Here is a 23,464-nt window from a genome sequence, read left to right as displayed (position 1 = left end):
GTGAGACGCGCCGCGCTGTGCGGAACGGCCGCGACGGCGCTCCTGGCGGCACTGCTCACGGCCCTGCCAGGAGCCCCGGCGTACGCGTCCGACCTGCGGATTCTCAACGACGGCTTCGACGACGGGCTCGTCGGGTGGAGCGGCTCGCACAGCCCGGGCGGCGTGGACCCGGTGGTGTGGGACGGACGCACCACCGCCCGCGTCACCGACACCGGCCCGGCCGCCGCCTACGGCAGGGAGAGCATGCCCGGCCTGCCCGCCACGGTCGGCACGCGCTACACCCTCAACGCTACGGTCTGGGCCGAAACCGGCAGCGCGCACCTGTATCTCCGGTTCAGAGACGCCTCCGGCCGCCTCCTCACCGGCGGCGCGAACGCCTCGGCGACGGGCCGGCGATGGAACCGGGTGATGACCTCGGGCGTGGCCCCCACCGGCACCGCCACCGTCTCGGCCCTCATCTACTCGGGCGTGGCCGACGTGGGCACCGCCTACTGGGACGAGGTGCTGATCACCAAGGACCTGACCGACCTGGGCGTGCAGATCGAGAGCAGCGCGCCCAACGCCACCACGTTCGCGGGCGGCAAGGCCTACGCCCTCTACACCGGCACCGCCGACGTCAATCCGCAGCTCGCGGAGATCGACCTGGCCACCGCGAAGGCGACCAGGAAGATCACCATCCCGGACAGCGCGGCCAGCCCCACTGTCGGCGGCTGGGCGGCGGCCACGGCCACCGACGGCAGCGTCTACCTCGGCACCTATCCGAACTCCAAGCTGTACCGGTACGTCCCCGGCCAGTCCACGATCGCCGATCTCGGGCGCGCGGAGGGCGGCTACTCCTTCATCTGGGACCTGGAGCCCGGAGCGGGCGGGAAGGTGTACGGCGGCACGTACAACGACGGCCGCTACTTCAAGTACGACGGCGGCGCCTTCACCACGATCGGGTCCGTGCCCATCGTGGCCGGCGCGCAGTACGTCCGCAGCCTCGCCCACGACCCGGACGCCAACGCCACCTACCTCGGCACCGGCACGGACGCCGGGCTGGTCAGGTTCGACAACGTCACCGGCCAGGTGGACGACCTGCTCCCGGCCGCGTACGCGCACAGCTCCATGGTGGGCGGGCTGACCTGGACCGGGGGCAGGCTGTTCGCCTGGATCGACCGGACGCTGCTCGTCCTGCGCGTCGCCCGCGAGGCCGGCGGCGCGTACACCGCGGTCACCGACGCCGCCCTCACCGACGTGGACCTGCACCACTCGCCGGCCCGCGACGGCAAGGTCTGGTTCGTCAAGGAGGGGCTGCTGCACTCCTACGACGTGGCCACCAGGTCCGTGCAGGCCACCTCCGTCCGCCCCGGGCTCGACGTCACCGGCTACACCTGGTCCGGCGCCACCCTGGCCGGGCTCGGCGCGGCCGTGGACGGCACCAGGATCTTCACCTACGACCCGGCGACGGGCGCCTCCAGCAGCAGGCTCGTCTCCGGCGCCCCCGTGCTGCCGGCCGCGATCAACGCGCTCGGCGCGGGCCCCGACGGCCGCGTCTACACCGGCGGCTACCTGACCGGCGGCACCGGCGTCCACGACCCGCTGCGCGGTGACGGCGACGACAGCAGGCCCGACACGCCGACGCTGGCCGGGCTCGACCAGACCGACAGCGTGCTGGCCCACGACGGGCGGCTCTACCTCGGCGTCTACCCGTCGGCCAAGCTCTACGGCTACGCTCCCGGGGGCTCCTGGCCGCCGGCGCTCCTCTACACCGGGGGCGCGGCGGGCGACAAGGCCGACGACTGCGAGCCGGGCGAGGGGCCGCCGCCGCAGGACCGGCCGTACGCGCTCGCCGGCGGCCCGGACGGCGCCGTCTACATGGGCACGGTGCCGAAGTACGGCAAGCGCAGCGGCGCCCTCACCATCTGGAGACAGGGCACGACCGGGCGAACCCTCTGCGTCGTCCCGGACCAGTCCGTCGTCTCGCTGGCCTACGCCGGAGGCAAGCTGTTCGGCGGCACGTCCACGCGCGGCGCACTGGGCGTGGACCCCGTCTACGCGCCGGGCGCGTCGGCCACGCTCTTCTCCTTCGACCCCGCCACCGCCGCCGTGCGCCTGCACCCCCTCCCCCTGACGGCGCCCAAGGCCGTCACGGCCCTGGCGGAGGTGGACGGCGAGCTGTGGGGCCTGGCGGGCGGCTCGCTGTTCACCCTCGACCCCGCGCAGCCCGGGACGATCACCGCCAAACGGCTGTTCCCCGACCCCGACTGGGCCGCCAGGCCGAGCCTCGCCTGGCGTGACGGAGTGCTGCTCACCGTGGCCCAGGACCCGGACCACGTGTACGGCACCTTCGGCGACCAGCTCTTCCGCATCGACAGAGCGACGAAGACGGCGACCGTGCTGCTGACGGTGGCCGGGATGGAAGGCCTGACGGCCGACGGCTTCGGCAACCTCTACTACAAGATCAACGAGCGGCTGTACCGGTTCGCGATCCCGCGGCCGTAAGCACCCCCTGCTCAGAAAGCGAACCCATGCGAAGAATCCTCACGGCGTTACTCACGCTCCTGACGGGCGCGACGCTCACCGTCGTCGCCGTGCCCGCGCTCCCCGCGCAGGCCGGGATCTGGCACGAATATCCGTCGCCGGCGAACAGGACCTGCAGCGACACCCGCGTCTACAACGGCACCGCCTACCAGGTCTGCCTGGAGTTCAACTACGCGCGTACGCAGGTGCGCAGCGTCGCCTTCATCAGCCCGGGCGCGTACACCAACTTCCAGGTGAACCTGCGCCTCTGGTTCGGCGGAGGCGGAGCCGACATCTCCGACTCGTGCCCGACGATGACCACCAACGCCAGCAGAGCCTGCTACACCGCCTTCACCGACCTCGACCGCCCGTACGTCGTCACCCAGGCCACCTTCGGCATCGCCGGGACGTGGCAGCTCCCGGTCCGGGCCCTGGACATGCGGCTGTCCGCCAAGCAGCAGGAACGGGACAACTGGTGCGGGCCGGGCGCCGTACAGACCACGCTCGCCACGATCGGTGTCTCGGCCCCGCCCCAGTCGGAGCTGGCCGTCAAGCTCCAGACCGACGAGACCCTCTACGGCGTGACCATGCCGGGCAGGATCCCCGGCACGATCAACTCCTACCTCTCCGCCTCCGACTGGCAGTACAAGTGGGAGGAGATCTACGTCGCCAACGGCCAGACCTACGAGGCGGGCATCGACCGGATCGTCACCTCCCTGTCGCGCGGCAGACCGGTGATCGTCCTGGTGATCCCGGGCAAGCTGCCCTGGTGGAACTCCTCCACGCCGACCCTGCGGCACTATCTGACCATCCACGGGTACGGCGGCGTGGTCCACGCCGACGGGTCCGTGCATCCCTCGACGTTCAAGGTGGCCGACTCCGCGGACGGGAGTGAGCACTCCATCGACGTGGACAAGCTGCTCCTGGACAACGCCAACCTCGCCTGGAACGGGATCGACACCGTCGCCATCGTACGAACCTGACCCCGGCCCGGGGGGCGGGCGCGTCCCGGCGCGCCCGCCGTCCCGTGCCAGGCGCCGCTCAGTGGCCAGCCGGTGCATGCGCAACGAAAAGGCTGGTCAGCAGGAGCAGGCCGCGTGGGCCGATCTCGTCGCGCCGGACCACCAGCCCGGCCGCCGCGCGACGCCCGGCGCCCCGACGTCGCAGGCCGGGGTCGCGACGTCGCAGGCCGGGGTCGCGACGTCGCAGGCCGGGATCGCGCGGCCCGGCTCAGCGCGGTGGCACGTCGTCGATCTGGACGAGGTTGCGACCGCGCAGCGTATAGAGGCGGCCGCGTTCGTCGGCGTTGAGGTGCGGCCCGCTGAACCAGCCGCCGTCGCTCCCGGCGATCACCGCGCTGGCGGCGAAGGTCCTGCGGTCGAAACGGAACACGGTGGTGTCGGACACGCCGTAGACGGCGCCCCGGTTGGTGACCAGGGCCGCGAATCCCGGGCAGATGCCGCTCAGGTCGGCGGTGTGCACAATCCGTCGGGTGCGCAGATCGACGACGAAGAACCCGCCCTGCCGCGCCAGCCCGTACAAGTGCCGCCCGAGAACGGCCAGGGCCGCGACGCCACGGGGCTGCTGGGGGTCCAGCCGCCACAGCTCCCTGCCGGTGACCGGGTCGCAGGCGACCAGGGTGCCGCGCGGCCCCTGACTGTAGGGGTTGTCGCCGCCCAGGTAGGCGACGCCGTCCTTGGCGGCGACCGCGCGTACCAGCTGGAGGTCGTCGATGGGGTTGACGTGGATGGCGGACCTGCCGGTCTTCGGGTGGTAGGTCCACAGGGAGCCGCCGCCCTCGGTGTCGGACTGCGCCCCGACCAGCAGCAGCCGGTGGACGTCGTCCCAGCAGACGTCCAGCGGCCGGTTCTGCTCGGCGGGGAAGCCGGCGACCTGACGGGGTGGTCCGCCGTCGGCCGGGTCGTACGCCCAGACGCCCTCCGCGCTGTACTGGCCGGTGTAGAGCACGCCGCCGAGCACTTCGGCGTCCTTCGCCTCGCCGGGAACGCGGAGGTTGACGACCTCACCGGTCCGCAGGTCGTGGCGGGCCAGGGCGCCGGTGCCGCCGAGGTAGACGTACCCGCCGCCGGCCGCGATCCCCATCCCGAGCTGCGGGTCGGCGGGAGCGCCCGCTTCGCCGAGGTCGGTGACCACGGACGTGCGGGCGGCGAGGTCGATCTCCGCGACGAAGCCGTAGCCCGAGACGACCGCCAGCCTGCCGTCCACGTGGTCGACGCCCCAGATCTCGCCGAGGTCAGGCCCGTCGAACTCGACCGCGGCGATCGTCTTCGACGTCGTCGAGTAGGCGTGCACGCCGGACTCGGTGGCGAAGTAGATGTGGTCGCCGTTCGCGGTGAACATCTTGACCGTCTTCCCGCTCGTGGGCAGCACGGTGTAGGAGGACAGGTCCGCCAGGTCCATGACGGCCAGTTTCGCGGGCTCGGTCGAGCCTGACGTGCCGACGACGAGGTGGTCGCCGATGACGGCCAGTTCGCGCAGGCTGGGGTCCTTCTCCAGCTCCGCCGGCACGACGGAGGTGAAGGTGCGCGCGCCGCGGTCGAAGGCGAACAGTGACGCCTTGCTCGCGCCGCCTCCGCCGGTCAGGACGCTGCCCGCGCCGAAGAACACCGTCGTCTCGGTGGCCACGACCGCTCTGGCCAGGGTGGCGTTCGGATCGGGCACCCCGAGGCCGGCCACCTGCCCGGTGGCGGGGTCGTACTCCCACAGCGCGGGCGCGGTGCCCGGCACGCCGCCGACGGCGTACACCTTGCCGTCCGGCGCCACCGAGAGGTCGCGGATGTCGCGGTCGCCGATCGTGCCGACCGCCTCGGCCGCCGTGCCCGTGGCTGTCAGGTCCCACCGGAACAGGTTCGGCGGGCCCGCCTTCTGCTGCAGGACACCGGCGTACAGGTACCGGCCGGACGGGTCGGCCGCCAGCGCCTGGACGGCGTAGCCGGCGCTGAGATCGGTGCGCGAGACCACCTTGCGCGTCGGCAGGTGGAAGCCGACCACCCTGGCCGGGTCGAGGTTGCGCGAGCCGATGTAGACGGTGTCGCCGACGAGCACGCCGCTCATCAGCGAGAACTGCACGATTCCCGGCCCCAGGTCGGTGATCTTCGTCCGGGACGGCGACGCGGCGCCTGCCGGTGCGGCCGTCGTGGTGACCGTCGCGGCGGCCAGGGCGGCGGCTCCGCCGAGCCGCAGCAGGTGGCGCCGGTCGAGGATGGGGGGTTCGTTCATGGGAGTTCCTTGTTCGGGGGTGTCATGCCGAGCGGTGCAGCAGGGCCGGGTTCACGGGATGGACGAACGGCCGGCCCTGGGTGAAGCGCTCCAGCTCGTCGAGGGCCGCCCGGGTCAGCCGCCGGAGCTCTCCCCCGAGGGAGCCGGCGATGTGCGGGGTGAGGAGCACGTTGGGCAGGCTGTACAGCGGGTGGCCGGCGGGCAGCGGCTCGGGGTCGGTCACGTCGATGACCGCGTGCAGGCGCCCGGACACCAGTTCGGCGGTGAGCGCGCCGAGGTCCACCAGGGAGCCGCGCGCGGTGTTGATCAGGGTGGCGCCGTCGCGCATGCGGGCCAGCCGGTCGCGGTTCAGCAGGTGGCGGGTCTCGGGCAGCTCGGGCGCGTGCAGGCTGACGATGTCGCTGCGCTCCAGCAGCTCCTCCAGCGGGACCAGCTCGGCACCCGCCGTATCGGCGTGCAGGTACGGATCCGCGACGAGGACGTCGAGGTCGAAGCGGCGCAGCAGGTCCATGACCCGGCGGCCGATGGCCGAGGCGCCCACGATGCCGACGGTGCGGCGGTAGTTGCCCAGGTCCGGGAAGACGGCCGTCCAGTCCAGGGCGGCCTGGTGGCGGCGGTAGAGGCCGGCGATCTGCGGGACCCGTTTGCCGGCGAAGAGGATGGCGGCGACCGTGTACTCGGCCACGGGGATCGCGTTTCCGGCCGCGCCCGAGGTGACCGCGATTCCCCGTTCCCAGCACGCGTCGGTGATGTGGTGCTTCACCGAGCCCGCCACATGGACGACCGCGCGCAGCGCGGGCGCCCGGTCGAGCACCCGGCGGTCGATCGGCGGGCAGCCCCAGGAGGTGATCAGGACCTCGACCTCCCGCAGCGGGACACCCGTGAAGTCCTGGACGACCACGGCAGGGTCCACCTTCACCAGCGACGTGAGCCGGGCCAGCTCCGCGGGGCCGAAGAGCGGATCCCGGTGGACGGGGTTCATGGCCAGCAGCGCGTGGATCATTTGACGGCTCCCGCGGTCATGCCCGCCTTCCAGTGGCGTTGCAGCAGCAGGAACGCGATGACGAGCGGGATCACGGCGACCAGCGAGCCGGTGATGGCCAGCAGGTAGTTCTCCGGGTGGCCCTGGTCGAAGGCGGCGGCGTTCCAGGTGAACAGGCCGAGGTTGACCGGGTAGAGCCGCTGGTCGGAGAGCATCACCAGGGGCAGGAAGAAGCTGTTCCAGATGTGGGTGAGCTGGAACAGGAAGATCGTGACGAAGCCGGGCCGCAACATCGGCAGGGCGATGCTCCGGAACGCCCGCCACTCGCTCGCGCCGTCCACCCGTACCGCCTCCAGGACCTCGGCGGGCACGTACGAGGCGCTGAACACCCGGGCGAGGTAGACCCCGAACGGGAAGACCAGCCCCGGCAGGAACGCCCCCCAGAAGGTGTTGACCAGCCCGATCCTGGCCGCCAGCAGGTAGAGCGGGAGCGCCGTCGCGGTGGCCGGGACCAGCACGCCGAGCAGGACGAAGCCGAACAGCTTCTCCTTCCAGGGCACGGCCAGCTTGTCGAAGGCGTAGCCGGCCAGCACGCACAGGAAGGCGGCCACGGCGGCTCCACCGACGGCGTAGAGCAGGGTGTTGCCCAGCCAGCGCAGGTAGATCCCGTCGGAGGCGGTCATCAGGTGCCGCAGGTTCGCCCAGAGCTGGAACCTGTTGCCGGGGGCGAACCCGTTGGTGCCGAACAGGTCGTCGATGTCCTTGGTGGCCGACATCAGCAGCCACAGCAGCGGCAGGAAGGTGTAGACGGTGGCGAGTGCCAGCGCGCCGTTGACCCCGGCGCGGGAGAGCAGGGCGGCGGGCATCGAGATGCGGCGGGGTTCGCTGCGGTCGAGAGCCAGGGTCATCGCGGCTTCCTCCCGGACGTGGCGCGGGTCACGACGAACGACAGGACGGCGCCGAGCAGCGCGATGAGCAGCGAGGCGGCGGCGGCCAGGCCGTAGTCGTGGCGGTCGAAGGCGGCGGTGAACGCGTACATGTTCGGCGTCCACGAGCTGCCGACGGTCGAGGCCGCCCGGTTCATGATCTTGGGCTCGGTGAAGAGCTGGATCGCGCCGATCACGGTGAACAGCGCCGCCATGACCACGGCGGCGCGGATCAGCGGGACCTTGATCGACAGCGCCGTGCGGATGCCGCCGGCGCCGTCCACGGTGGCGGCCTCGAGGACGTCCCGCGGCACGGCCTGCAGCGCCGCATAGAAGATGATCATGTTGTAGCCGATCCACTGCCAGGTCGCGATGTTGACCACCGACAGCAGCGCGTGGTCGGCCGAGAGGAAGTCCCACCGCAGCAGGTCGACGATCGGGCTGAGCCCGGGCGTGTAGAGGTAGACCCAGATGATCGCGGCGATCAGCCCGGGTACCGCGTGCGGCAGGAAGAGCGCGACCTGGAAGAAGCGCTTCATCCTGGCCAGCGCCGAGTCCAGGAGCAGGGCCAGGGCCAGCGCGCCGCCGATCATCAAAGGGATGTAGAGCAGGCAGTAGGCCGCGATGACGGCGAATCCGTCGCGGAAGGCCGCGTCCGACAGGGCCCGCACGTAGTTGTCCAGGCCCGCGAAGACCGTTTCCGCGCCGCCGAAGCCGAGCCCGGAGGCCTTCTCGGTGAACAGGCTCAGCCAGGCGGCGTAGCCCAGCGGCGCGATCGTGAGGGCGAGGAAGAGGAGCAGGAACGGGGCGACGAACAGGGTGGCCGTCGCCTGCCGGCGTCCGGTCACGGCGCCACGCTCAGCCCGCGGGCCTTCATGTCGGCCAGGGTCGCCGTCTCGGCGGTGGTGAGCGCGCCGGACAGCGGCGCGTCGTCCTTGACCTCGGCCAGGGAGTCGACGAGCGAGGTGAAGGTGGTGCCCATCGCCGGGCCCCAGGTCCAGCCGGGCACGATGGAGTCGTAGGCGGTGCGGCCGGTGGCGTAGACGTCCTGGCCGTCGAAGAAGCCGGTCGGGAAGGACTGCTTGACGACGTCCACCAGCGCGGGGTCGGCGGGGAACATGCTGCTGGTGCCGCTGGAGACCCAGGCCTTGATGCCCTCGGGGTCGGTGGTGATCCACTTGATGAACTCCGCCGCCTGCGCGGCGTGCTTGGCGCCCTTGGGGACGGCGTAGGCGGAGCCGCCGTACATGCCGGAGGCGGCCTTGCCGTCCCAGGTGGGCAGCGGGGCGACGGCCCACTTGCCCTTCTGGTCGGGAACGGTGGCCTGGAGGCCGCCGGCGCACCAGCTCGCGCACACGTAGGCGACGGTCTCCTCCGCCTTGACGCTCTGCCAGAACGCGTCGAGCAGCGCGGGGAGGGGACGGACGAGATCGTCCCTGACCAGGCCCTGCCAGTAGTCGGCGACCTTCTTCGAGGGCTCGTCGTCGAGGTTCACCTGCCAGGCGTCGCCCTGGGTGCCGAACCACCTGCCGCCCGCCTGCCAGGCCAGGGCGGTCAGCATGGAGGCGTCGTTGTTCCAGAACACGCCCGCGCGGGCCTTCGGGTCGGCCTTCTTCGTCTTCTCGGCGGCCTCGCGGTACTCCTCCCAGGTCGCGGGGACGTCGATCTCGTGCTGGTCGAAGAAGTCCTTGCGGTAGTAGAGCATCATCGGCCCGGTGTCGCGGGGCACGCCCCAGGTCTTGCCGCCGAGGTTGACCAGTTGCTGGACCTGCGGCGGGAACTTCTCCGCGACGACCGCGCCCACGCTCGCGGTCAGGTCCTCCAACTGGCCGGTGCCGGCGACCTCCGGCAGCCGCATGAACTCCACCTGCGCCACGTCCGGGACGGTGCCGGCTTTGACGGCGTTGGCCAGCTTGTTGTAGTACTCCGCCCCCGAGGGCACGGACTCCAGCTTGACCTTGAAGTCCTGGTGCGTCTCGTTGAACTTCTGGGTGACGACGTCTGAGGCCTTCACGGATGACCAGAAAGTGATTTCGTCCGTTGTCGCGGCCACCGAGCCGTCCGTGCCGCCACAGGCGGCGAGGAGGCAGAGCGAGACGATCGCCCCGGTCAGCCCCATCGACTTTCTGATCTTCATAGTGTGCGCTCCCTGCTGATGCGATTGAACGTAATCATTCGATTTCGATCGATAGCATGTCAATGCGAAGAGCGTCACAAAGAGGTCACGGAGAGGGCGTGCCCCGGCTCAGGCTCCGCAGGACGCGCGGACTCTCAGCTCGGGCCGGAGCAGCAGGTGCCGGAACGCGCCGTCAGGGTCGGCCACCCGCCTGGCCAGCAGCTCCACGGCCGCCGCGCCCACCGCGTGCTTGGGCGGGGCGACGGCGGTCAGCGGGATGGCGGCCATCGTCGCCACCTCGTCGTCGTAGGTGACGATCGCGATGTCCCGCGGCACGCTGACCCCACGGGCCATGAGCCTTCGGATGAGCTGCACGGCGTCGAGGTCGTTGTGCACCAGCGCGGCTCTCACGGACTCGGTCGCCACCAGGTCGGCGAACTGCTCGATCTGGGCGCTCATCCCCGCGGGGTCGTGCTCGGCGGAACCGATCAGCAGGCGGGGCTCGGCCGGCCGCATCCCGAACGCCGCCAGCGCCCTGGCATGGCCTTCGAGCAGCCATGGCGTGGTGAAACTCTCCTCGCGGGCCAGGAGCGCCACGTGCTCGTGGCCGAGGCCGGCCAGGTGCTTGACCGCGAGATAGGCGCCGAAGACGTGGTCGGAGGCGACCTGCTCCACGTTCCCCAGCTCGAAGCTCGCCCGCCGCTCGACCATCACGACGGGGATGTCGATGCTCTCCAGCCACCGGCCGGTCTCCGGAGAGGAGGCCAGGTCCATGCTCGGGGTCAGCAGGATCCCGTGCACGCCGTCGGCCAGGAGCTGCGCGGCCTCCTTCTGCTCCTGCCGCAGGTCGTAATGGGAGACGCCGAGGACCAGGCGGGCACCGTACTCGGCCGCCGCGGCCTGCGCCCCCTTGATCACTTCCGGGTAGTAGTAGGAGGTGTTCGGCACCACCATGCCGAAGACCAGCTGCTCGTCCTGCGGCGCGAGCTCCCTCGGCCCCGCCTCGGCGGGCGCCGCCTGCTCCGCCTCCGGCAGCAGGGTGGCGCCGCCGTGGACGCGCCTGAGCAGCCCGCGCCCGGCCAGCTCACGCACGTCGTGCCTGATGGTGACGCTGGAGACGCCCAGCTTCGCCGCAACCTCGCTCACCTTGATCGAGCCTTGCAGGCGCAACGCACGCAGGATCGCCTCGTGTCGCTCCTCGGTCAGCACACCCAGCCCTTTCGATCGTCCCTAGCGAAACCAGTATGGCGGAAGGACCTTGACACGCTTTCGAATGATATCGGATAGTCATCTGGCATTACCGCGATCGGCACGTGTGCTCGGTCGCCGACATGCCCAGGAGGGCAACCATGCACCATCGCATCAGGTGCGCTCGTCCCCTCTTCATCACGATTTCCTGCCTGATCGTCGTACTCGCGAGCGCCGCCGCGTCCGCGGACACGATCATGCGGGCGACGTACGAGAACGGCCGGACCGATTCCGGCTACGCGGGAATCGGCGCGAGCGGGTGCTGCGCCTACTCGCTGAACCCCGACGGCAACCTGCGCCGCACCGGAAACCTCTCCATCCGCTCCACCCTGAGGTACGGAGACCCCGAAGTCTCAGGCGGCCCGAGAGCCGAGAGCGACACCGTGAACCTCACGGCCGCCCGCTTCCAGCCAGGACAGACGACCTGGTACGGCTTCAGCCTCTACATCCCTTCGACGTGGCAGGACGACGCCACGGCCGAGGACATCGTCTTCCAGTGGCACCACACCAAGTCCTCGTGCGACGACCCGAACCGGTCGCCCGCCATGTTCCTCGAGGTTCTCCCGCCGAGCGCGACGGCCGCGAGCAGGTTCCGGCTGCGGGTCAACTCCGACCCGGTCCTGTGCGACCACCGCGACAACGCGGACGCCAACCTGACGAAGACCAGCTACGACCTGGTGGCGCTGACGAAGGGCGTCTGGCACGACTTCGTCCTCCAGGTGGACTGGAGTTACACCCGGACCGGCTCCATCACCGCCTGGCACCAGACCAGCAAGCTCCCCGGCTGGACCCAGGTCCTGAACGCCCAGAACGTGGCAAACACCTACAACAGCGGCACCGGCACGTTCGGCTATCTCAAGTGGGGCATCTACAAGCCCGCCTGGAGACAAGGGCCCACCGCCGTCACGGAACGCGTCGTGTGGCACGACAACGTCGCCGTGGCCCCTGACTCGTCCACGGGATTCCAGGACGCCGACCCGTCGGCATGACGCGCGGCCGGACACCATTCACTGAAGTCACTTCTGGAGACAGCCATGTCGCTCACCCGCCGAACCGTTCTCCGGGCGGCCCTGGCCGGCGCCTGCGCGGCGCCCCTTCCGGCAGGCGGCCCCTCACCCGCCGCAGCGGCCGTGGCCGCGACGACCGAAGTCCCCGACTCCGCGTTCTTCGGCGTGTGGAACGCCACGACCGGCACCTGGCGCACCGCTCCGGTGCTCGACTACGCGGCGTTCCCCGCGCTGGCGCCGGTGGCCGACGCCGCGCGTACCGGCGACTACACCGCGGCACGTGCGGCGCTGCTGCGGTACATGCGCACCCGGCCGCAGCGCACCCCGCCGCAGTGGGCCTACAACGGCGTCTACACCCCGGCGCTCGTCCCCCTGTTCCTCGACCACATCTGGACGCTGGGCAAGGGCGAGATCCACCACTCCACCCTGACCGTCGGAACGCACTGGACGGCGGTGGACGCCGACGTCACCGACGGGGTGAAATCCGCCGTGAGCACCGGCGGCGTGGGCTTCATGCTCATGGCCCGCCACAAGGAGCCGAGCACGGCCGAGTTCGCCGGCAGGCACGCCGCCGCGGACGCGCCGGAACTGACCCTGACCTACGCCGACGGCACCGTCCGCAAGCTGGCCGCGAGCCAGAGCTGTCACATCGCCGCCGGCCCGGACGCGGCCACCCCGTCCGGCTCCGCGCAGACCCTCCAGGTTCACGACGAGGGCGCCGGCCCGTTCACCGACGCGACCCGCAAGGCCTACCTCTGGTTCGACCTGACCGGCGTGGGCGCGCCGGAGACCGCGGCTCTCCGCCTGACCGGCCGCACCAGCGCCGGCCAGCAGCAGATCATGCTCTACCAGGTTCAGGTCGGCTTCGACGAGACGACCCGGTGCTGGAACAACACCGTCCAGAACACCTTCTCCTGGCAGGGCGATCCGAACGGCTTCGACTGGAGGAAGCCCACCGGCGCCAACGTCGACAACGAGTTCGGCTACCAGCTCCCCCGCTTCTACTTCGCCGGCCCGATCGCCGACGCCTACCGTACCGGGAAGGACGAGCGGATCGCGGCCGGGCTCATCTCCTTGATGACCGACTTCATCACCGACGCCAACGCCACCACCTCCTCGGCCGGCGCCGCGAGCTTCCCGCGCAACCTCGACGCGGCCTGGCGCCACCAGAACTGGTGCTACGCCTACGAGATCCTGCGCACCAGCCCATCGCTCACGGCCGACGCCAACATCTCGATGCTCAAAGCCATTCACACCGGCGGGCGGTACCTGACGAACACCACCTCCACCACCCCCAACTGGATGGTCACCATCAAGAGCTCGCTGCTCTACCTCGGCGTCTGCTTCCCCGAGTTCCTCGCCGCGCCCTCGTGGCGCGACGCGGCGCAGGCCTACCTGGCCCAGCAACTGGCCGGCGCGCTCTACCCCGACGGTGGCTACACCGAGGCTTCCTCCAGCTACGCGATGGGAGTCGCGCAGACCTTCGTCGCCACCGCGAGCGTCCTGGCCGCCAACGGCCATCCGGTCGGCACGGTCGCACCGCTGCGCAGCCTGGCCTGGTACCTGGCCGACCAGACCTACCCCAACGGGTACGACCCCGCCTACGGCGACTCCGGCTACACCGACCAGCGGCCCGCCCTGGCAGCCTTGGCCGACCTGCTCGACGACGACCGGTTGCGCCACGTCGCCACCGCAGGCGCCGCCGGAACCGCCCCCGGCCACACTTCCGTCACCTACCCCGACACCCGCGTCGTGGTGCAGCGCACCGGCTGGCGCGACACCGACTGGTACCTGCGCCTCAACGCCGACCGCGGCAACCACGGCCACCCCGACGAACTCGCCATCCAGCTCTACGCCCACGACCGGCCGCTGCTGCCCGCCATGGGCGCCTACTCCTACGCCGCCGACCCCACCGCCGACTGGCTCCGCACATCCACCCAGGCGCACAACACCGTCACCATCGACGGACGCGCCCAGAGCCCCACCGCCGCCGCGGCCGTCAGCAACCTCTCGCTGCCCTGGGCCGACCTCGCCGACGGCTTCACCGACGCGACCCCCGGCGTCCGCCACCGGCGCAGCGTCCTGTTCCTGCACGGCTTCGGCTGGCTGGTCACCGACACCCTCACGCCGGACGACCCCGGGCAGCACACCTACCAGCAGAACTGGCACCTGCTTCCCGACGCCGGCCCCGTCCTCGACGGCGGCATCGCCCGGACCCGCTTCACCGCGGGAACCCAGCTCACCATCATCCCCGCCGACCCGGCCGCGGTGACCGCCACCATCGAGGACGGCCACTACTCCCCCATCACCTACCAGGTGGCGCCCACCCGCTACGTGTCCTACTCCCTGACCGCGGCCGGCGCCAGAACGCTGAACACCCTCCTCCTGCCCACCCCGCCCGGCACCCGCACCAGGGCGAAACTGTCCGTCCAAACCTGCGACGACGGCGGACGCGCCCTCCGCCTGACCTCCTCGACCAGCAGACTGACCGGCTACCACTTCCAGGCGCCCGGCGACGGCGCCGCACGCCGCTTCGGACCGTACCTGTTCGACGGGTCCCTGGCCTACGTCGATCGCCACGCCGGCGTCCAGCGCATCCTGCTCACCGGCGGAACCCTCCTCCGGCAAGACAGGAGAACCCTGCTCGCCGCCGACGAAGCTCTGCCGACGACGCTGGCCGTACGGCTGGACCAGGTCAAGAGGACCGTCGAGATAGCCGGGCCTGCCGCCGAGGCCGGCGGTCGCCCTCTCCACCTGGCTGCTCCCTGGGCACGCACGGCCACCGTAGCCGGACAGGACGTTCCCATCACCCGGAAGGGCGGCCTGGTGACGATTCCGGCACTGCGCTGAAAGCGCCCCGACAACGGCGCTCCATCCCCGGCGACGCTCGAACGCCTGCACCTCGTTCCTCTCGCAGGGGTGATGGATCAGGGCGCATGGTCGGCGAGCCCGCGCTGGATCAGCCGAGTTGATCTGTTGACCTCGCGGGCCGCTGTCTACGCTCACACACATGGTCACAAGCCCGCCGCTTCCGGCGCTGTTTGTCATCAAGAGCAACCGGTCAACTCATCCGGTTCCATTCTCGTGAAGGGGGTCGCATTCATGCGTCCTGCCATTCCCGGACGGTTCTGGCCGCCCATGTCCCGGCACAAGGCCGCCATCAGCACAGTCTCCGCCGCAGTCGCGGCGCTCGCGGTCGTCCTGGTCCTCAGCACCGCCTCCTCGGCCGCGACCGGCTCGGACGCGGCCAGCGCTCAGGCCGTCACCCGCGGAGCCACCGTGTGTGCCGGGCCGATCAACGTCAGCCTCGGCAGCGGCGAGTTCCTGGCTGCCAACGGCTCCTCCTTCGACTCCAACACCGGCGCCGCCACCGCCGTCAACTGGACGGTGCGGCGCGGCGAGCTGATCAACGCCAACGGCGGCACGACCTTCTTCACCGCCGCCACCGTGATTCGCTCCGCCCGCACCGCCCAGTTCCAGGTCACGGTGCCGGCCGGAGATCCCAGCCTGCCCGGCTCCATCTGGGTCTGTGGCAGCGCCTCGCTCAACCAGCCCGCCCGCATGGAGATGACGCTGAACAAGGTCGGCGCCTGACCCCGAACCCACACCCTCGATGCCCTGCGGCGGAGCCTCGCTCAGCCGCGGGGCATCACCCGCTGCGCCAGCTCCTCATCGCCCGCAGCGGAGCGGTCCTGCCGACGTCAGCTCAGAACATGTCCAGGCGGGTTCAGAGGGCGGCCAGGAGCAGGATGAGCGGGAGGGAGATGACCGACGAGAGCGTCATGGCCAGCGAGTGGGTCTTGAACGTCCCGCGGGTGGACAGTCCCAGCATCGTCTGGAACATCCAGAAGAAGTTGCTGCTGACGTGCGGCAGGAACAGCGCTCCCGAGCCGGCCGCCAGTGCCACGAACACCATCGGGGTGTCCAGGGAGCCGGCCAGCGGGGCGAGGATGCCGGCCGCGGTGATGGCCGCCACCGAGATGGAGCCGAGCGCGATGTGCAGGACCGCGGCCACCAGCCACACGAGGATCAGCGGCGGCAGGATGCCGGCGCTGAACGCGCCGCCGAGGACGTCGGTGAGGCCGGAGCGTTCGATGACGGCGCCGAGGGAGCCGCTGATGCCGGACAGGATGAGGATCGGCCCGCACGACGCCAGCCCGCGTCCCAGGACGGCGTGGATCTCGTCGCGGGAGTGGCTGCGGCTGGTGAGCAGGTAGGAGGCGGTGGCGCCGGCGAACATGGCGATCACCGGGTCGGTCGCGAACGTGAGCACCGGGGACTCCCAGCCGAGGTTGCCTGCGAGCGCGCCCAGGGCGATGAGCAGCAGGGCGGCCACGACCGGCAGCAGGCAGAGCGTCAGGCTGGGCTGGGCCCGCTTGGTGATCCGTTCGCTCTCTCCTGCCACCATGACCTGGCGGGCCGTGCCTGTCGCCGGCGCGGCGGGCTCGGTGCCGGTGGCGTCCGGGATGGAGGGATCCGCGGCGTCGGGGACCTCGTCGAGGTCAGGGTTCCAGCGCAGCACGCGCGGCAGGAGGACGGCGAAGACCAGCATGGTCAGGACGGCCGTCGGGACGCCGACGATCAGCCCGTACCAGAACATCTGGCCGAGCGGCACCTTCAGCAGCCCGGCGATGGCCAGCGCCGCCACGCCCGGCACCACGAACACCAGGCCGGTCTCGATCCCGGCGGTCAGCGCGCCGCCCATCAGCGCCTTGCCGCGCGGTCCGAGGCGGGGGCCGAGCCGGCGCGCCAGCGGTGCGGTCAGCACGAGCAGCACGTCGGAGTAGATGGAGGTGAACAGCGAGCTCAGTGAGACCGCGAAGACGTACGGGATGGAGCGCGGCCCGAAGACGCGCAGCATCGCCTCGATGAGGCGGGGCAGCGCGTCGGTCAGTGTCAGCAGCGAGCCCAGCAGCACGCCGAACGTGACCAGCAACCCGATGTCGGTCATCACCTCGCCGAATCCCGCGGTGACGGCCTCGGTGGTGCCCTCGGCGCCGACACCCGTGGTCAGTCCGAGGAAGATCGTGCCGAACAGCAGCGCGATGACCGGTGGGATCTTCCAGACGGTGATGGTGACGATGATGCCCAGGATGGCGATCCCGGTCATCGTCAGCAGGAGGGTGTGGCTCACGATGGCGCTCCTTGGACGTGATGGTGCACCTCAGTGACGCAGATCACCGGCATACTCGTCCAAGACGGAGTATGTGGTTCTTCTATAGGCAGCGCCTATAGAGCGTGGTGTGGAGAGACAGGACGTGGACGCTCGCCAGCTGGCCTACTTCCTCGCCGTCGTCGATCACGGCGGTGTGCAGCGGGCGGCCGAGGAGCTGTTCGTGGCCCAGCCGTCCGTCTCGCAGGCGATCAAGAAGCTGGAGCGCGGGCTCGGCGCACCGCTCTTCCAGCGGCATGGACGGCACCTGGTGCTCACGGCGGCGGGCGAAGCCCTGGTCGGCCCGGCCCGGCAGGTGACGCGCTGGCTGGCCGCCGCCGCCGACAGCGTGGAGGCGGTGCGGCTGCTGCGTGCCGGGCGGCTGACCATCGCCTCCATGCCCAGCCAGGCCGTCAGCCCGCTGACCGAGCTGATCGCGGGATTCCGGCGGCGGTATCCGGGCGTCCAGGTGTCGGTGCGTGCCGCCGACCGCCCGGCCGACGTCGTCGCGGCCCTGCGGACGGGCGCCGCCGAGCTGGGGCTGATCGCCACGCTCGGCCCTCCCGATCCCGATCTCGAACTGGTGCACCACGTGGTGGACGTGCAGCCGTTCGTCCTGGTGGCGCTGAACGCCGCCGACCTGCCCGCCGGCACCGGCCCGGTGCGGCCCGAGCTGCTGGCCGACGCCCGGCTCATCGTCGGCCAGCCGGGCACCGGGATGCGCCGGGCCGCCGACCGGGTGCTCGCCACCGCGCCCGGCGCCCTGATCGCCATCGAGATGGAGCACCGCGAGGCGCTGCTCCCGCTGGTCCTCGCCGGGGTCGGCGTGGCCGTGGTGGCGGCGTCGTGGCGGCGGCTGGCCGAGCCGATGGGCCTGGTGGTACGGGACCTCGCCCTGGAGGAGGCCCTGCACGTGTCGCTGGCCCATCGCATCGAACCGGTCAGCACCCTGGCCCGCGCCTTCGTCGAGGCGGGCCTGGAGGACCGGCCCGCATAGCGAACGCCTATACGTCAGCCAGGATCCTCGTCTTGGACGGGCGGGGCCGCGGTCGGGCTCAATGGGTGGCATGAGGACCCATCGCATCGCCCTGATCCCGGGAGACGGCATCGGCGCCGAGGTGCTGCCCGCCGCCACCGCCGTGCTCCACGCCGCCGGACGGCGGCACGGCTTCACGCTCGCCTACGACAGCTTCGACTGGTCGTGCGAGCGTTACCTGCGTGAGGGCGCCATGATGCCCGCCGACGGGCTGGAGCGGATCAGGCACCACGACGCCATCCTGCTCGGCGCGGTCGGCTGGCCGGGCGTGCCGGATCACGTGTCGTTGTGGGGGCTGCTGATCCCGATCCGGCGGACGTTCCGCCAATACGTCAACCTGCGGCCGATCACGGTGCTCGACGGCGTGCCCGGCCCGCTGCGCACCGCCACGGCGGACGTCGACCTCGTCGTCGTGCGGGAGAACGTCGAAGGCGAGTACTCCGAGATCGGCGGACGGCTCAACCGGGGATTCCCGGAGGAGATGGCGGTGCAGGAGTCGGTGTTCACCCGGGCGGGCGTCACCCGGGTGGTGGACTACGCCTTCGACCTGGCCGCCCGGCGGCGCGGCGTGCTGACGTCCGCCACCAAGTCGAACGGCATCATCCACACCATGCCGTTCTGGGACGAGATCGTCGCCGAACGCGCCCGTCTCGGCGTGACCTGGAGCCAGGAGCACATCGACGCGCTCGCCGCGAAGCTCGTCCTGCATCCGGAGCGGTTCGACGTGATCGTCGCCTCCAACCTGTTCGGCGACATCCTGAGCGACCTCGCGGCGGCGGTGGCGGGCGGCATCGGCGTCGCCCCCGCGGCCAACCTCAACCCGGAGCGGGAGTTCCCGTCGATGTTCGAGCCGGTGCACGGCTCGGCGCCGGACATCGCGGGCACCGGCGTCGCCAATCCGGTCGGCGCGATCTGGTCGGCGGCCATGATGCTCGACCATCTCGGCCATCCCGAGGCGGGCGACGAGGTGCGCGCCGCCTTCCGCGCCGTGCTGGCCGGGACCGCGATCCGCACTCCGGACCTGGGTGGGCGGGCGACGACCGGGGAATTCACGCGCGAGGTCGTACAGCGGCTGGAACCAGCCGGTGGCTGAGACCGCGCGGACGACTAGTATGCTCCATATATTCAAATATTTAGATTGATGGGAGCAGCGATGTCGAAGGTGCTGATCGTGGGGGCCGGGGCGCTGGGGCAGGTGTTCGGGGCGTGGCTGGCGGCGGCCGGGGCGCAGGTCAGCTATCTGGTGCGGCCGGGCAGGGAAGGCTGGGAGGGGGCTTCGCTGTACCGGCTCAGGCGAGGGAGACCGCCGGTGAGCGAGCGCGTCGTGCCGCACCGGGTGATCAGCGAGCCGCCCGCCGAACCGTTCGACATGGTGTGGCTCTGCGTGGATTCGCCCGCGCTGCGGGGCGAGTGGACGGCTGCGCTGCGCGCGGCGACCGGCGCGGCGACGGTGGTCACCATCGGCCAGGACCCGGGCGATCTGAGCACCCTCGCCCGGGTCTGGCCACAGGAGCAGATCGTCCAGGTGACGCCGACGCTTCTCGCCTACCACGCGCCGCTGGAGCGGGAGGTGCCCGCGCCTGGCGTGGCGTACTGGATGCCGCCCGGCACGGCGATGGGCGTCACAGGAGAGCGCGCCCCGCAGGTCGTCGCCGCGCTCCGGGCCGGTGGCCAGCGGGCCAAGCGGGTGACGCGGGCCGGCGCCGGAGAGCTCACCGCCGCCCGCATGATCCCCTACATCGCCGGCCTGGAAGCCTCCGGCTGGCGCCTGCCCGCGTCGGGCGCGCGGCTGCGGGACGCCGGCGCGGCCGTCCATGAGGCCGTCGCCGTGGTGAGCGCTCAGCACGGGCTGCGCGCCGGCGTCTCCCCGCCGTCCTGGGCCGTGGGTCTGGCGTTGCGCGTGCTGCCCTGGCTGCTCCCCTTCGACCTGCGCGGCTACCTGAGGACGCATTTCACGAAGGTGAGCGCGCAGACCCGGCTGATGCTGGACGGCTGGATCGCCGAAGGCTCCGCCCGGAGGCTGCCGGTCGGCCGGCTGTCGGCCCTGCGCGACTCCTTGCCCGCGTGAGCGGCCCGATCGAGGCCCGCGACGTCCTGGCGCTGTTCGCGCGGACCCGGCCGCTTTTCACCGCCCTGGGCGACGAGCGCAGGCAGGAGATCGTCGTCTTCCTGCTGGAGTCCGCGGCGCCGCGCAGCGTCGGTGACATCGCCGCCCGCCTGGAGCTCTCCCAGCCCGCCACCTCCCACCATCTCAAGATCCTGCGCGACGCGGGGCTGCTGACCGTGCGGCGCAGCGGCACCCTGCGCCTGTACGACCTCAACGCCGACGCCTACCCGGACCTCCTGACCCCGATCCACGACCTCGTCACACTGATCATCTCCTGCGCCTCCGGCCCGGGTGAGCAGTAGCGGGGTTCAGCCGCGGCTGACGGCCCCGATCCCCTCCCGCACCTGGGCCGGCGAGGTACGCCAGGGGGTGCCGTGGCCGGGAAGCACCCAGGACGCGGACAGTCCGGCGATGCGGCCGAGGGAGGAGAGCGCTTCGGCCGGGTCGTCGGTGAAAGGCGCCGGCTGGGGCCCGTACGCCCGGTGAGGACGTGCCGCGCGGTCAGGGCGTCACCGACGAAGACCGCGTCGGCGATCTCGGTTTACTTCCTGCACATAGCGGGTGCGCAGGCCGTTCTTGCGAAGGGAGTAACCGAAGAACCCGAGCGTCGGGCCGAGCCGCAGGGGGCCGAGCGCGGTCTTGGGCTTCTCTCCCGTGCGGGCGCGGGAGCCTGCTCATCCGAGGCGAGCCGGGGATCGGCAAGTCCGCGCTGCTCGGCCTGGCCGCCGAGCTGGCGGGAGGCATGCGGCACCTGCGCGGCACCGGCGTCGAGACCGAGGGCGGAACGCGCCCGCGCTGAGCTGCGCGCGGCCGGGGAGACGGTCACCGCGGGCGCTCCCGACCTGATCACCCTGCTCTCCCCGCAGGAGCTGCAGGTGGTACGGCTGGCCGCCACGGGAGCCACCAACCGGAAGATCGCCGCCCAGCTGTTCATCAGCCCCAGAACCGTCAGCCACCACCTGTACCGCGCCTTTCCCAAGCTCGGCGTGACCACCCGGACCGAGCTCGCCCATCTCGACCTCAGTCCGCTGGGGTGATCGGGGTCACTGGCCGTCCGGGGCCGGTCAGCCGCCTTCCTGGCCGCTGCGGGCGTCCGGTGCGGGGTCGGCGTCCCCGTTCGCTTCGCTGCTGCCCGGCTCGATGATCCCGGTGGCGCGGCGGCCGGCGGCCGAGGGGGCGCTGAGCTGCGGGTCCTCCGGTTGCGGACGGTCGAAGGTGGGGCGGGCCTCCTTCCAGTGGCCGCGGGTGAAGTCGGGCACCTTGACCGGGCGCAGGCGGCCGGACCTCAGCGACTCGTGGCTGAGCGGGATCACGGAGCACCACGCCGCCGAGTCGTAGACGTCGATGTCGGGCGTCATGCCGAGCCGCATCAGCTGCACGAGGCGGAAGATGGAGACGAAGTCGCCGCCGCCGTGCCCGCCGTACTGGTCGGCCAGCCTTTCCAGCAGCGGCCATAACCAGTGGTCGTACTGCTGGCGGATGGCGGTGTAGGCGCTGCCGGTCCGCCAGGTGTGGTCGTCGTGGCCGAGCGATTCGAGGTAGACCCGGGCGTTGTCGAGCTCGATCGACCCGCGCGTGCCGGTGAGCGTGGTCTCCCTGGTGTACGGGTGCGGGGAGTTCACGTCGTGCTCGACCCGGATGAACCGGCCGCGGGCGGTGGTGACGAAGCAGGTGTGCCGGTCGCCCGAGATGTACGGCTTGTCCTGCCAGGACGAGTGGTCCGGGGTCACCCGCGGGTCCTCCTCGCGGAACAGGGCCAGTGCCTTGGGCAGGGAGGCCACGGCGACCAGCTCGTCGAAGCGGTCCCCGCGGTTGATGCCCATGGCGGCCGAGACCGGTCCCAGGCCGTGCATCGGGTAGTGCAGGGCGTTCATCCGGGTCTGCCAGCGCCGCCGCCAGTACTCGGGGTGGTAGGCGCCGCCGAACAGGTACGGCCAGCGCAGGTCGTGGACGTAGCCGCCGGAACCGTGCTGCAGATCGCCGAAGAGCCCCGCCTGGACCATGTTGAACATCTGCAGCTCGGGACGGAAGTAGTTGACGTTCTCCAGGAGCATGCAGTGCTTGCGGGTCCGCTCGGACGTGCGCACCAGGCTCCAGATCTCGTCCAGGTGCGGGGAGATCGGCAGCTCGACGGCCACGTGCTTGCCGTGCTCCATGGCCGCCGCGGCCTGCGGGTAGTGCCACTCCCACGGGGTGGCGACGTAGATCAGGTCGATGTCGTCGCGCTGGACGAGCTTGAGGAAGTCCTGCTCGCCCGCGGAGTAGCCGACCGGCTCGACGTCCTGGAAGCCCTGCTGCATGATGCGGGCGATGGTGCGGCTGACCCGTTCCGGGCGGATGTCGCACACGGCGGTGACGGTGGAGACGGCGCCCCAGCGCACGTCCTGGCTCCCGCCCCGGTTGCCGAGGCCGATGAGCCCGACCCGGACGTTCTCGAAACCCTCGAACGGCACGTTCACCATGCTGCGCTCGCCCTGGGCGCGCGGCGGCTCCCAGGCGGCCGAGGCGTGGGCGACGCCCGTGGCGGCGCCGAGCGAGATGCCGGACCTCAGCAGGTCGCGGCGTGAGGGGGCGTAGCGGCGCGGAGAGGCCATAGCGATCACTCCCTGGTCGTGGACGGTGATGGTGCTTGGCGCTTTCCCCCCGGTAGTGCGCAGTATCGATCGTCCGCTGTCAGGGGGCAAGGGAGGCGCCGCGGCACGGGAGGATCGCCGATCCTCCGTTGCCGCAGCCGAATTCTGCTCCGCAAGCGCTGGCCATGCCGCTGACCTCCTGTCTCCTCTGGCAAGTGGGATGGTGCGGGGATGGGGGAAGCGGGGCACCGGACTGGCGCCTTGCCGCAACGGGGATACTAGGCTTTTCCTGGAGTCGCAGGAGGCGAGCGTTACGGGCTCGGGTTTGGGGTGCGGCTTGACCGCTCCCCCATGATCGCCGCCTCGGCGCTCGGTCGTCCGGGGCCGCCCTCAGCAGGGCGTTGATCGAGCGCAGATTGACGGGATGGCTCCCGTCGTTGTCCGGGCTGGTGATGCGGGCGCTGTGCGGAGCGTTGTCGGCGAAGGCTATCTCCAGGAGCCAGGATCGGCGGCGCAGGGTGAGCACGGGACCGGTTGCGGTGTCGACGGTCCAGCCGTGCCGCCGCGCGCGGCGT

Annotated in this window: 18 protein-coding genes; 10 read left to right on the top strand and 8 right to left on the bottom strand. The window is 71.3% G+C overall.

The window, feature by feature from the left end:
• Complete coding sequence (locus ABD331_RS39610) at window positions 1–2,484, top strand: NHL repeat-containing protein (RefSeq protein WP_344487139.1); 2,484 nt, start codon at window positions 1–3, stop codon at window positions 2,482–2,484.
• Window positions 2,485–2,510: 26 nt separating this feature from the next.
• Window positions 2,511–3,485, top strand: coding sequence for a C39 family peptidase (locus tag ABD331_RS39605; protein ID WP_344487137.1), 975 nt, complete (start codon window positions 2,511–2,513; stop codon window positions 3,483–3,485).
• 247 nt (window positions 3,486–3,732) lie between these two features.
• Here the strand turns inward: ABD331_RS39605 and ABD331_RS39600 are convergent, their stop codons facing one another.
• The 6 genes from ABD331_RS39600 to ABD331_RS39575 all read right to left on the bottom strand — a co-directional run bounded on the left by ABD331_RS39600 (window position 3,733) and on the right by ABD331_RS39575 (window position 10,975).
• The gene (locus ABD331_RS39600) at window positions 3,733–5,742 is read right to left on the bottom strand and encodes an outer membrane protein assembly factor BamB family protein (protein ID WP_344487135.1); all 2,010 of its coding nucleotides are present in this window, start codon (window positions 5,740–5,742) and stop codon (window positions 3,733–3,735) included.
• Between the two features lie 22 nt (window positions 5,743–5,764).
• Complete coding sequence (locus tag ABD331_RS39595) at window positions 5,765–6,745, bottom strand: hydroxyacid dehydrogenase (protein WP_344487133.1); 981 nt, start codon at window positions 6,743–6,745, stop codon at window positions 5,765–5,767.
• On the bottom strand, window positions 6,742–7,632 hold the full coding sequence (locus ABD331_RS39590) for a carbohydrate ABC transporter permease (protein ID WP_344487131.1): 891 nt from the start codon (window positions 7,630–7,632) through the stop codon (window positions 6,742–6,744). Before ABD331_RS39590 ends, ABD331_RS39595 begins: the two co-directional genes overlap by 4 nt.
• On the bottom strand, window positions 7,629–8,498 hold the full coding sequence (locus tag ABD331_RS39585; RefSeq protein WP_344487129.1) for a carbohydrate ABC transporter permease: 870 nt from the start codon (window positions 8,496–8,498) through the stop codon (window positions 7,629–7,631). Before ABD331_RS39585 ends, ABD331_RS39590 begins: the two co-directional genes overlap by 4 nt.
• Complete coding sequence (locus tag ABD331_RS39580) at window positions 8,495–9,787, bottom strand: ABC transporter substrate-binding protein (protein ID WP_344487127.1); 1,293 nt, start codon at window positions 9,785–9,787, stop codon at window positions 8,495–8,497. The genes ABD331_RS39585 and ABD331_RS39580 overlap by 4 nt, the downstream gene beginning before the upstream one ends.
• A gap of 108 nt (window positions 9,788–9,895) precedes the next feature.
• Complete coding sequence (locus ABD331_RS39575; protein ID WP_344487125.1) at window positions 9,896–10,975, bottom strand: substrate-binding domain-containing protein; 1,080 nt, start codon at window positions 10,973–10,975, stop codon at window positions 9,896–9,898.
• Window positions 10,976–11,115: 140 nt separating this feature from the next.
• Between ABD331_RS39575 and ABD331_RS39570 the strand changes: the two genes are divergently transcribed.
• The 3 genes from ABD331_RS39570 (at window position 11,116) to ABD331_RS39560 (ending at window position 15,615) form a co-directional block, all read left to right on the top strand.
• Window positions 11,116–12,003 (top strand): polysaccharide lyase family 20 protein, encoded by an 888-nt coding sequence (locus tag ABD331_RS39570; protein ID WP_344487123.1) that lies wholly within the window; start codon window positions 11,116–11,118, stop codon window positions 12,001–12,003.
• A gap of 45 nt (window positions 12,004–12,048) precedes the next feature.
• Window positions 12,049–14,871, top strand: coding sequence for an alginate lyase family protein (locus tag ABD331_RS39565; protein WP_344487121.1), 2,823 nt, complete (start codon window positions 12,049–12,051; stop codon window positions 14,869–14,871).
• Window positions 14,872–15,123: 252 nt separating this feature from the next.
• Window positions 15,124–15,615, top strand: a complete 492-nt coding sequence (locus ABD331_RS39560) for a hypothetical protein (protein WP_344487119.1) — start codon at window positions 15,124–15,126, stop codon at window positions 15,613–15,615.
• A gap of 133 nt (window positions 15,616–15,748) precedes the next feature.
• On the opposite strand, the gene ABD331_RS39555 is transcribed toward ABD331_RS39560, so the two are convergent.
• Window positions 15,749–17,155 carry a GntP family permease gene (locus ABD331_RS39555; protein ID WP_344487117.1) on the bottom strand — a complete coding sequence of 469 codons (1,407 nt, stop codon included), beginning with the start codon at window positions 17,153–17,155 and terminating at the stop codon, window positions 15,749–15,751.
• A gap of 124 nt (window positions 17,156–17,279) precedes the next feature.
• On the opposite strand from ABD331_RS39555, the gene ABD331_RS39550 reads away from it, so the two are divergent.
• The 5 genes from ABD331_RS39550 (at window position 17,280) to ABD331_RS39530 (ending at window position 21,353) form a co-directional block, all read left to right on the top strand.
• Entirely contained in the window at window positions 17,280–18,170 is an 891-nt protein-coding gene (locus ABD331_RS39550; RefSeq protein ID WP_344487115.1) for a LysR family transcriptional regulator, read from the top strand.
• A gap of 70 nt (window positions 18,171–18,240) precedes the next feature.
• Window positions 18,241–19,302 carry a tartrate dehydrogenase gene (locus tag ABD331_RS39545; protein ID WP_344487113.1) on the top strand — a complete coding sequence of 354 codons (1,062 nt, stop codon included), beginning with the start codon at window positions 18,241–18,243 and terminating at the stop codon, window positions 19,300–19,302.
• A 60-nt stretch (window positions 19,303–19,362) separates the two neighbouring features.
• Window positions 19,363–20,277 (top strand): ketopantoate reductase family protein, encoded by a 915-nt coding sequence (locus ABD331_RS39540; protein WP_344487111.1) that lies wholly within the window; start codon window positions 19,363–19,365, stop codon window positions 20,275–20,277.
• The gene (locus tag ABD331_RS39535) at window positions 20,274–20,618 is read left to right on the top strand and encodes an ArsR/SmtB family transcription factor (RefSeq protein ID WP_344487109.1); all 345 of its coding nucleotides are present in this window, start codon (window positions 20,274–20,276) and stop codon (window positions 20,616–20,618) included. Before ABD331_RS39540 ends, ABD331_RS39535 begins: the two co-directional genes overlap by 4 nt.
• 72 nt (window positions 20,619–20,690) lie before the next feature.
• A complete protein-coding gene (locus ABD331_RS39530) occupies window positions 20,691–21,353 on the top strand; it encodes a helix-turn-helix transcriptional regulator (protein ID WP_344487107.1) in 663 nt (220 codons plus the stop codon).
• Between the two features lie 27 nt (window positions 21,354–21,380).
• Here the strand turns inward: ABD331_RS39530 and ABD331_RS39525 are convergent, their stop codons facing one another.
• Window positions 21,381–22,910 (bottom strand): Gfo/Idh/MocA family protein, encoded by a 1,530-nt coding sequence (locus ABD331_RS39525; RefSeq protein ID WP_344487105.1) that lies wholly within the window; start codon window positions 22,908–22,910, stop codon window positions 21,381–21,383.
• Window positions 22,911–23,464 lie beyond the last annotated feature (554 nt).

It is taken from the genome of Nonomuraea monospora (genome assembly GCF_039531895.1).
Lineage (GTDB): Bacteria > Actinomycetota > Actinomycetes > Streptosporangiales > Streptosporangiaceae > Nonomuraea > Nonomuraea monospora.
This window is presented reverse-complemented; position numbering and strand designations above follow the sequence as displayed.

Coding starts and splice junctions, on each gene's coding strand:
- ABD331_RS39600 (WP_344487135.1), bottom strand. CDS start 5,742: ATGAACGAACCCCCCATCCTCGACCGGCGCCACCTGCTGCGGCTCGGC.
- ABD331_RS39570 (WP_344487123.1), top strand. CDS start 11,116: ATGCACCATCGCATCAGGTGCGCTCGTCCCCTCTTCATCACGATTTCC.
- ABD331_RS39565 (WP_344487121.1), top strand. CDS start 12,049: ATGTCGCTCACCCGCCGAACCGTTCTCCGGGCGGCCCTGGCCGGCGCC.
- ABD331_RS39605 (WP_344487137.1), top strand. CDS start 2,511: ATGCGAAGAATCCTCACGGCGTTACTCACGCTCCTGACGGGCGCGACG.
- ABD331_RS39545 (WP_344487113.1), top strand. CDS start 18,241: ATGAGGACCCATCGCATCGCCCTGATCCCGGGAGACGGCATCGGCGCC.
- ABD331_RS39560 (WP_344487119.1), top strand. CDS start 15,124: ATGCGTCCTGCCATTCCCGGACGGTTCTGGCCGCCCATGTCCCGGCAC.
- ABD331_RS39580 (WP_344487127.1), bottom strand. CDS start 9,787: ATGAAGATCAGAAAGTCGATGGGGCTGACCGGGGCGATCGTCTCGCTC.
- ABD331_RS39525 (WP_344487105.1), bottom strand. CDS start 22,910: ATGGCCTCTCCGCGCCGCTACGCCCCCTCACGCCGCGACCTGCTGAGG.
- ABD331_RS39590 (WP_344487131.1), bottom strand. CDS start 7,632: ATGACCCTGGCTCTCGACCGCAGCGAACCCCGCCGCATCTCGATGCCC.
- ABD331_RS39595 (WP_344487133.1), bottom strand. CDS start 6,745: ATGATCCACGCGCTGCTGGCCATGAACCCCGTCCACCGGGATCCGCTC.
- ABD331_RS39540 (WP_344487111.1), top strand. CDS start 19,363: ATGTCGAAGGTGCTGATCGTGGGGGCCGGGGCGCTGGGGCAGGTGTTC.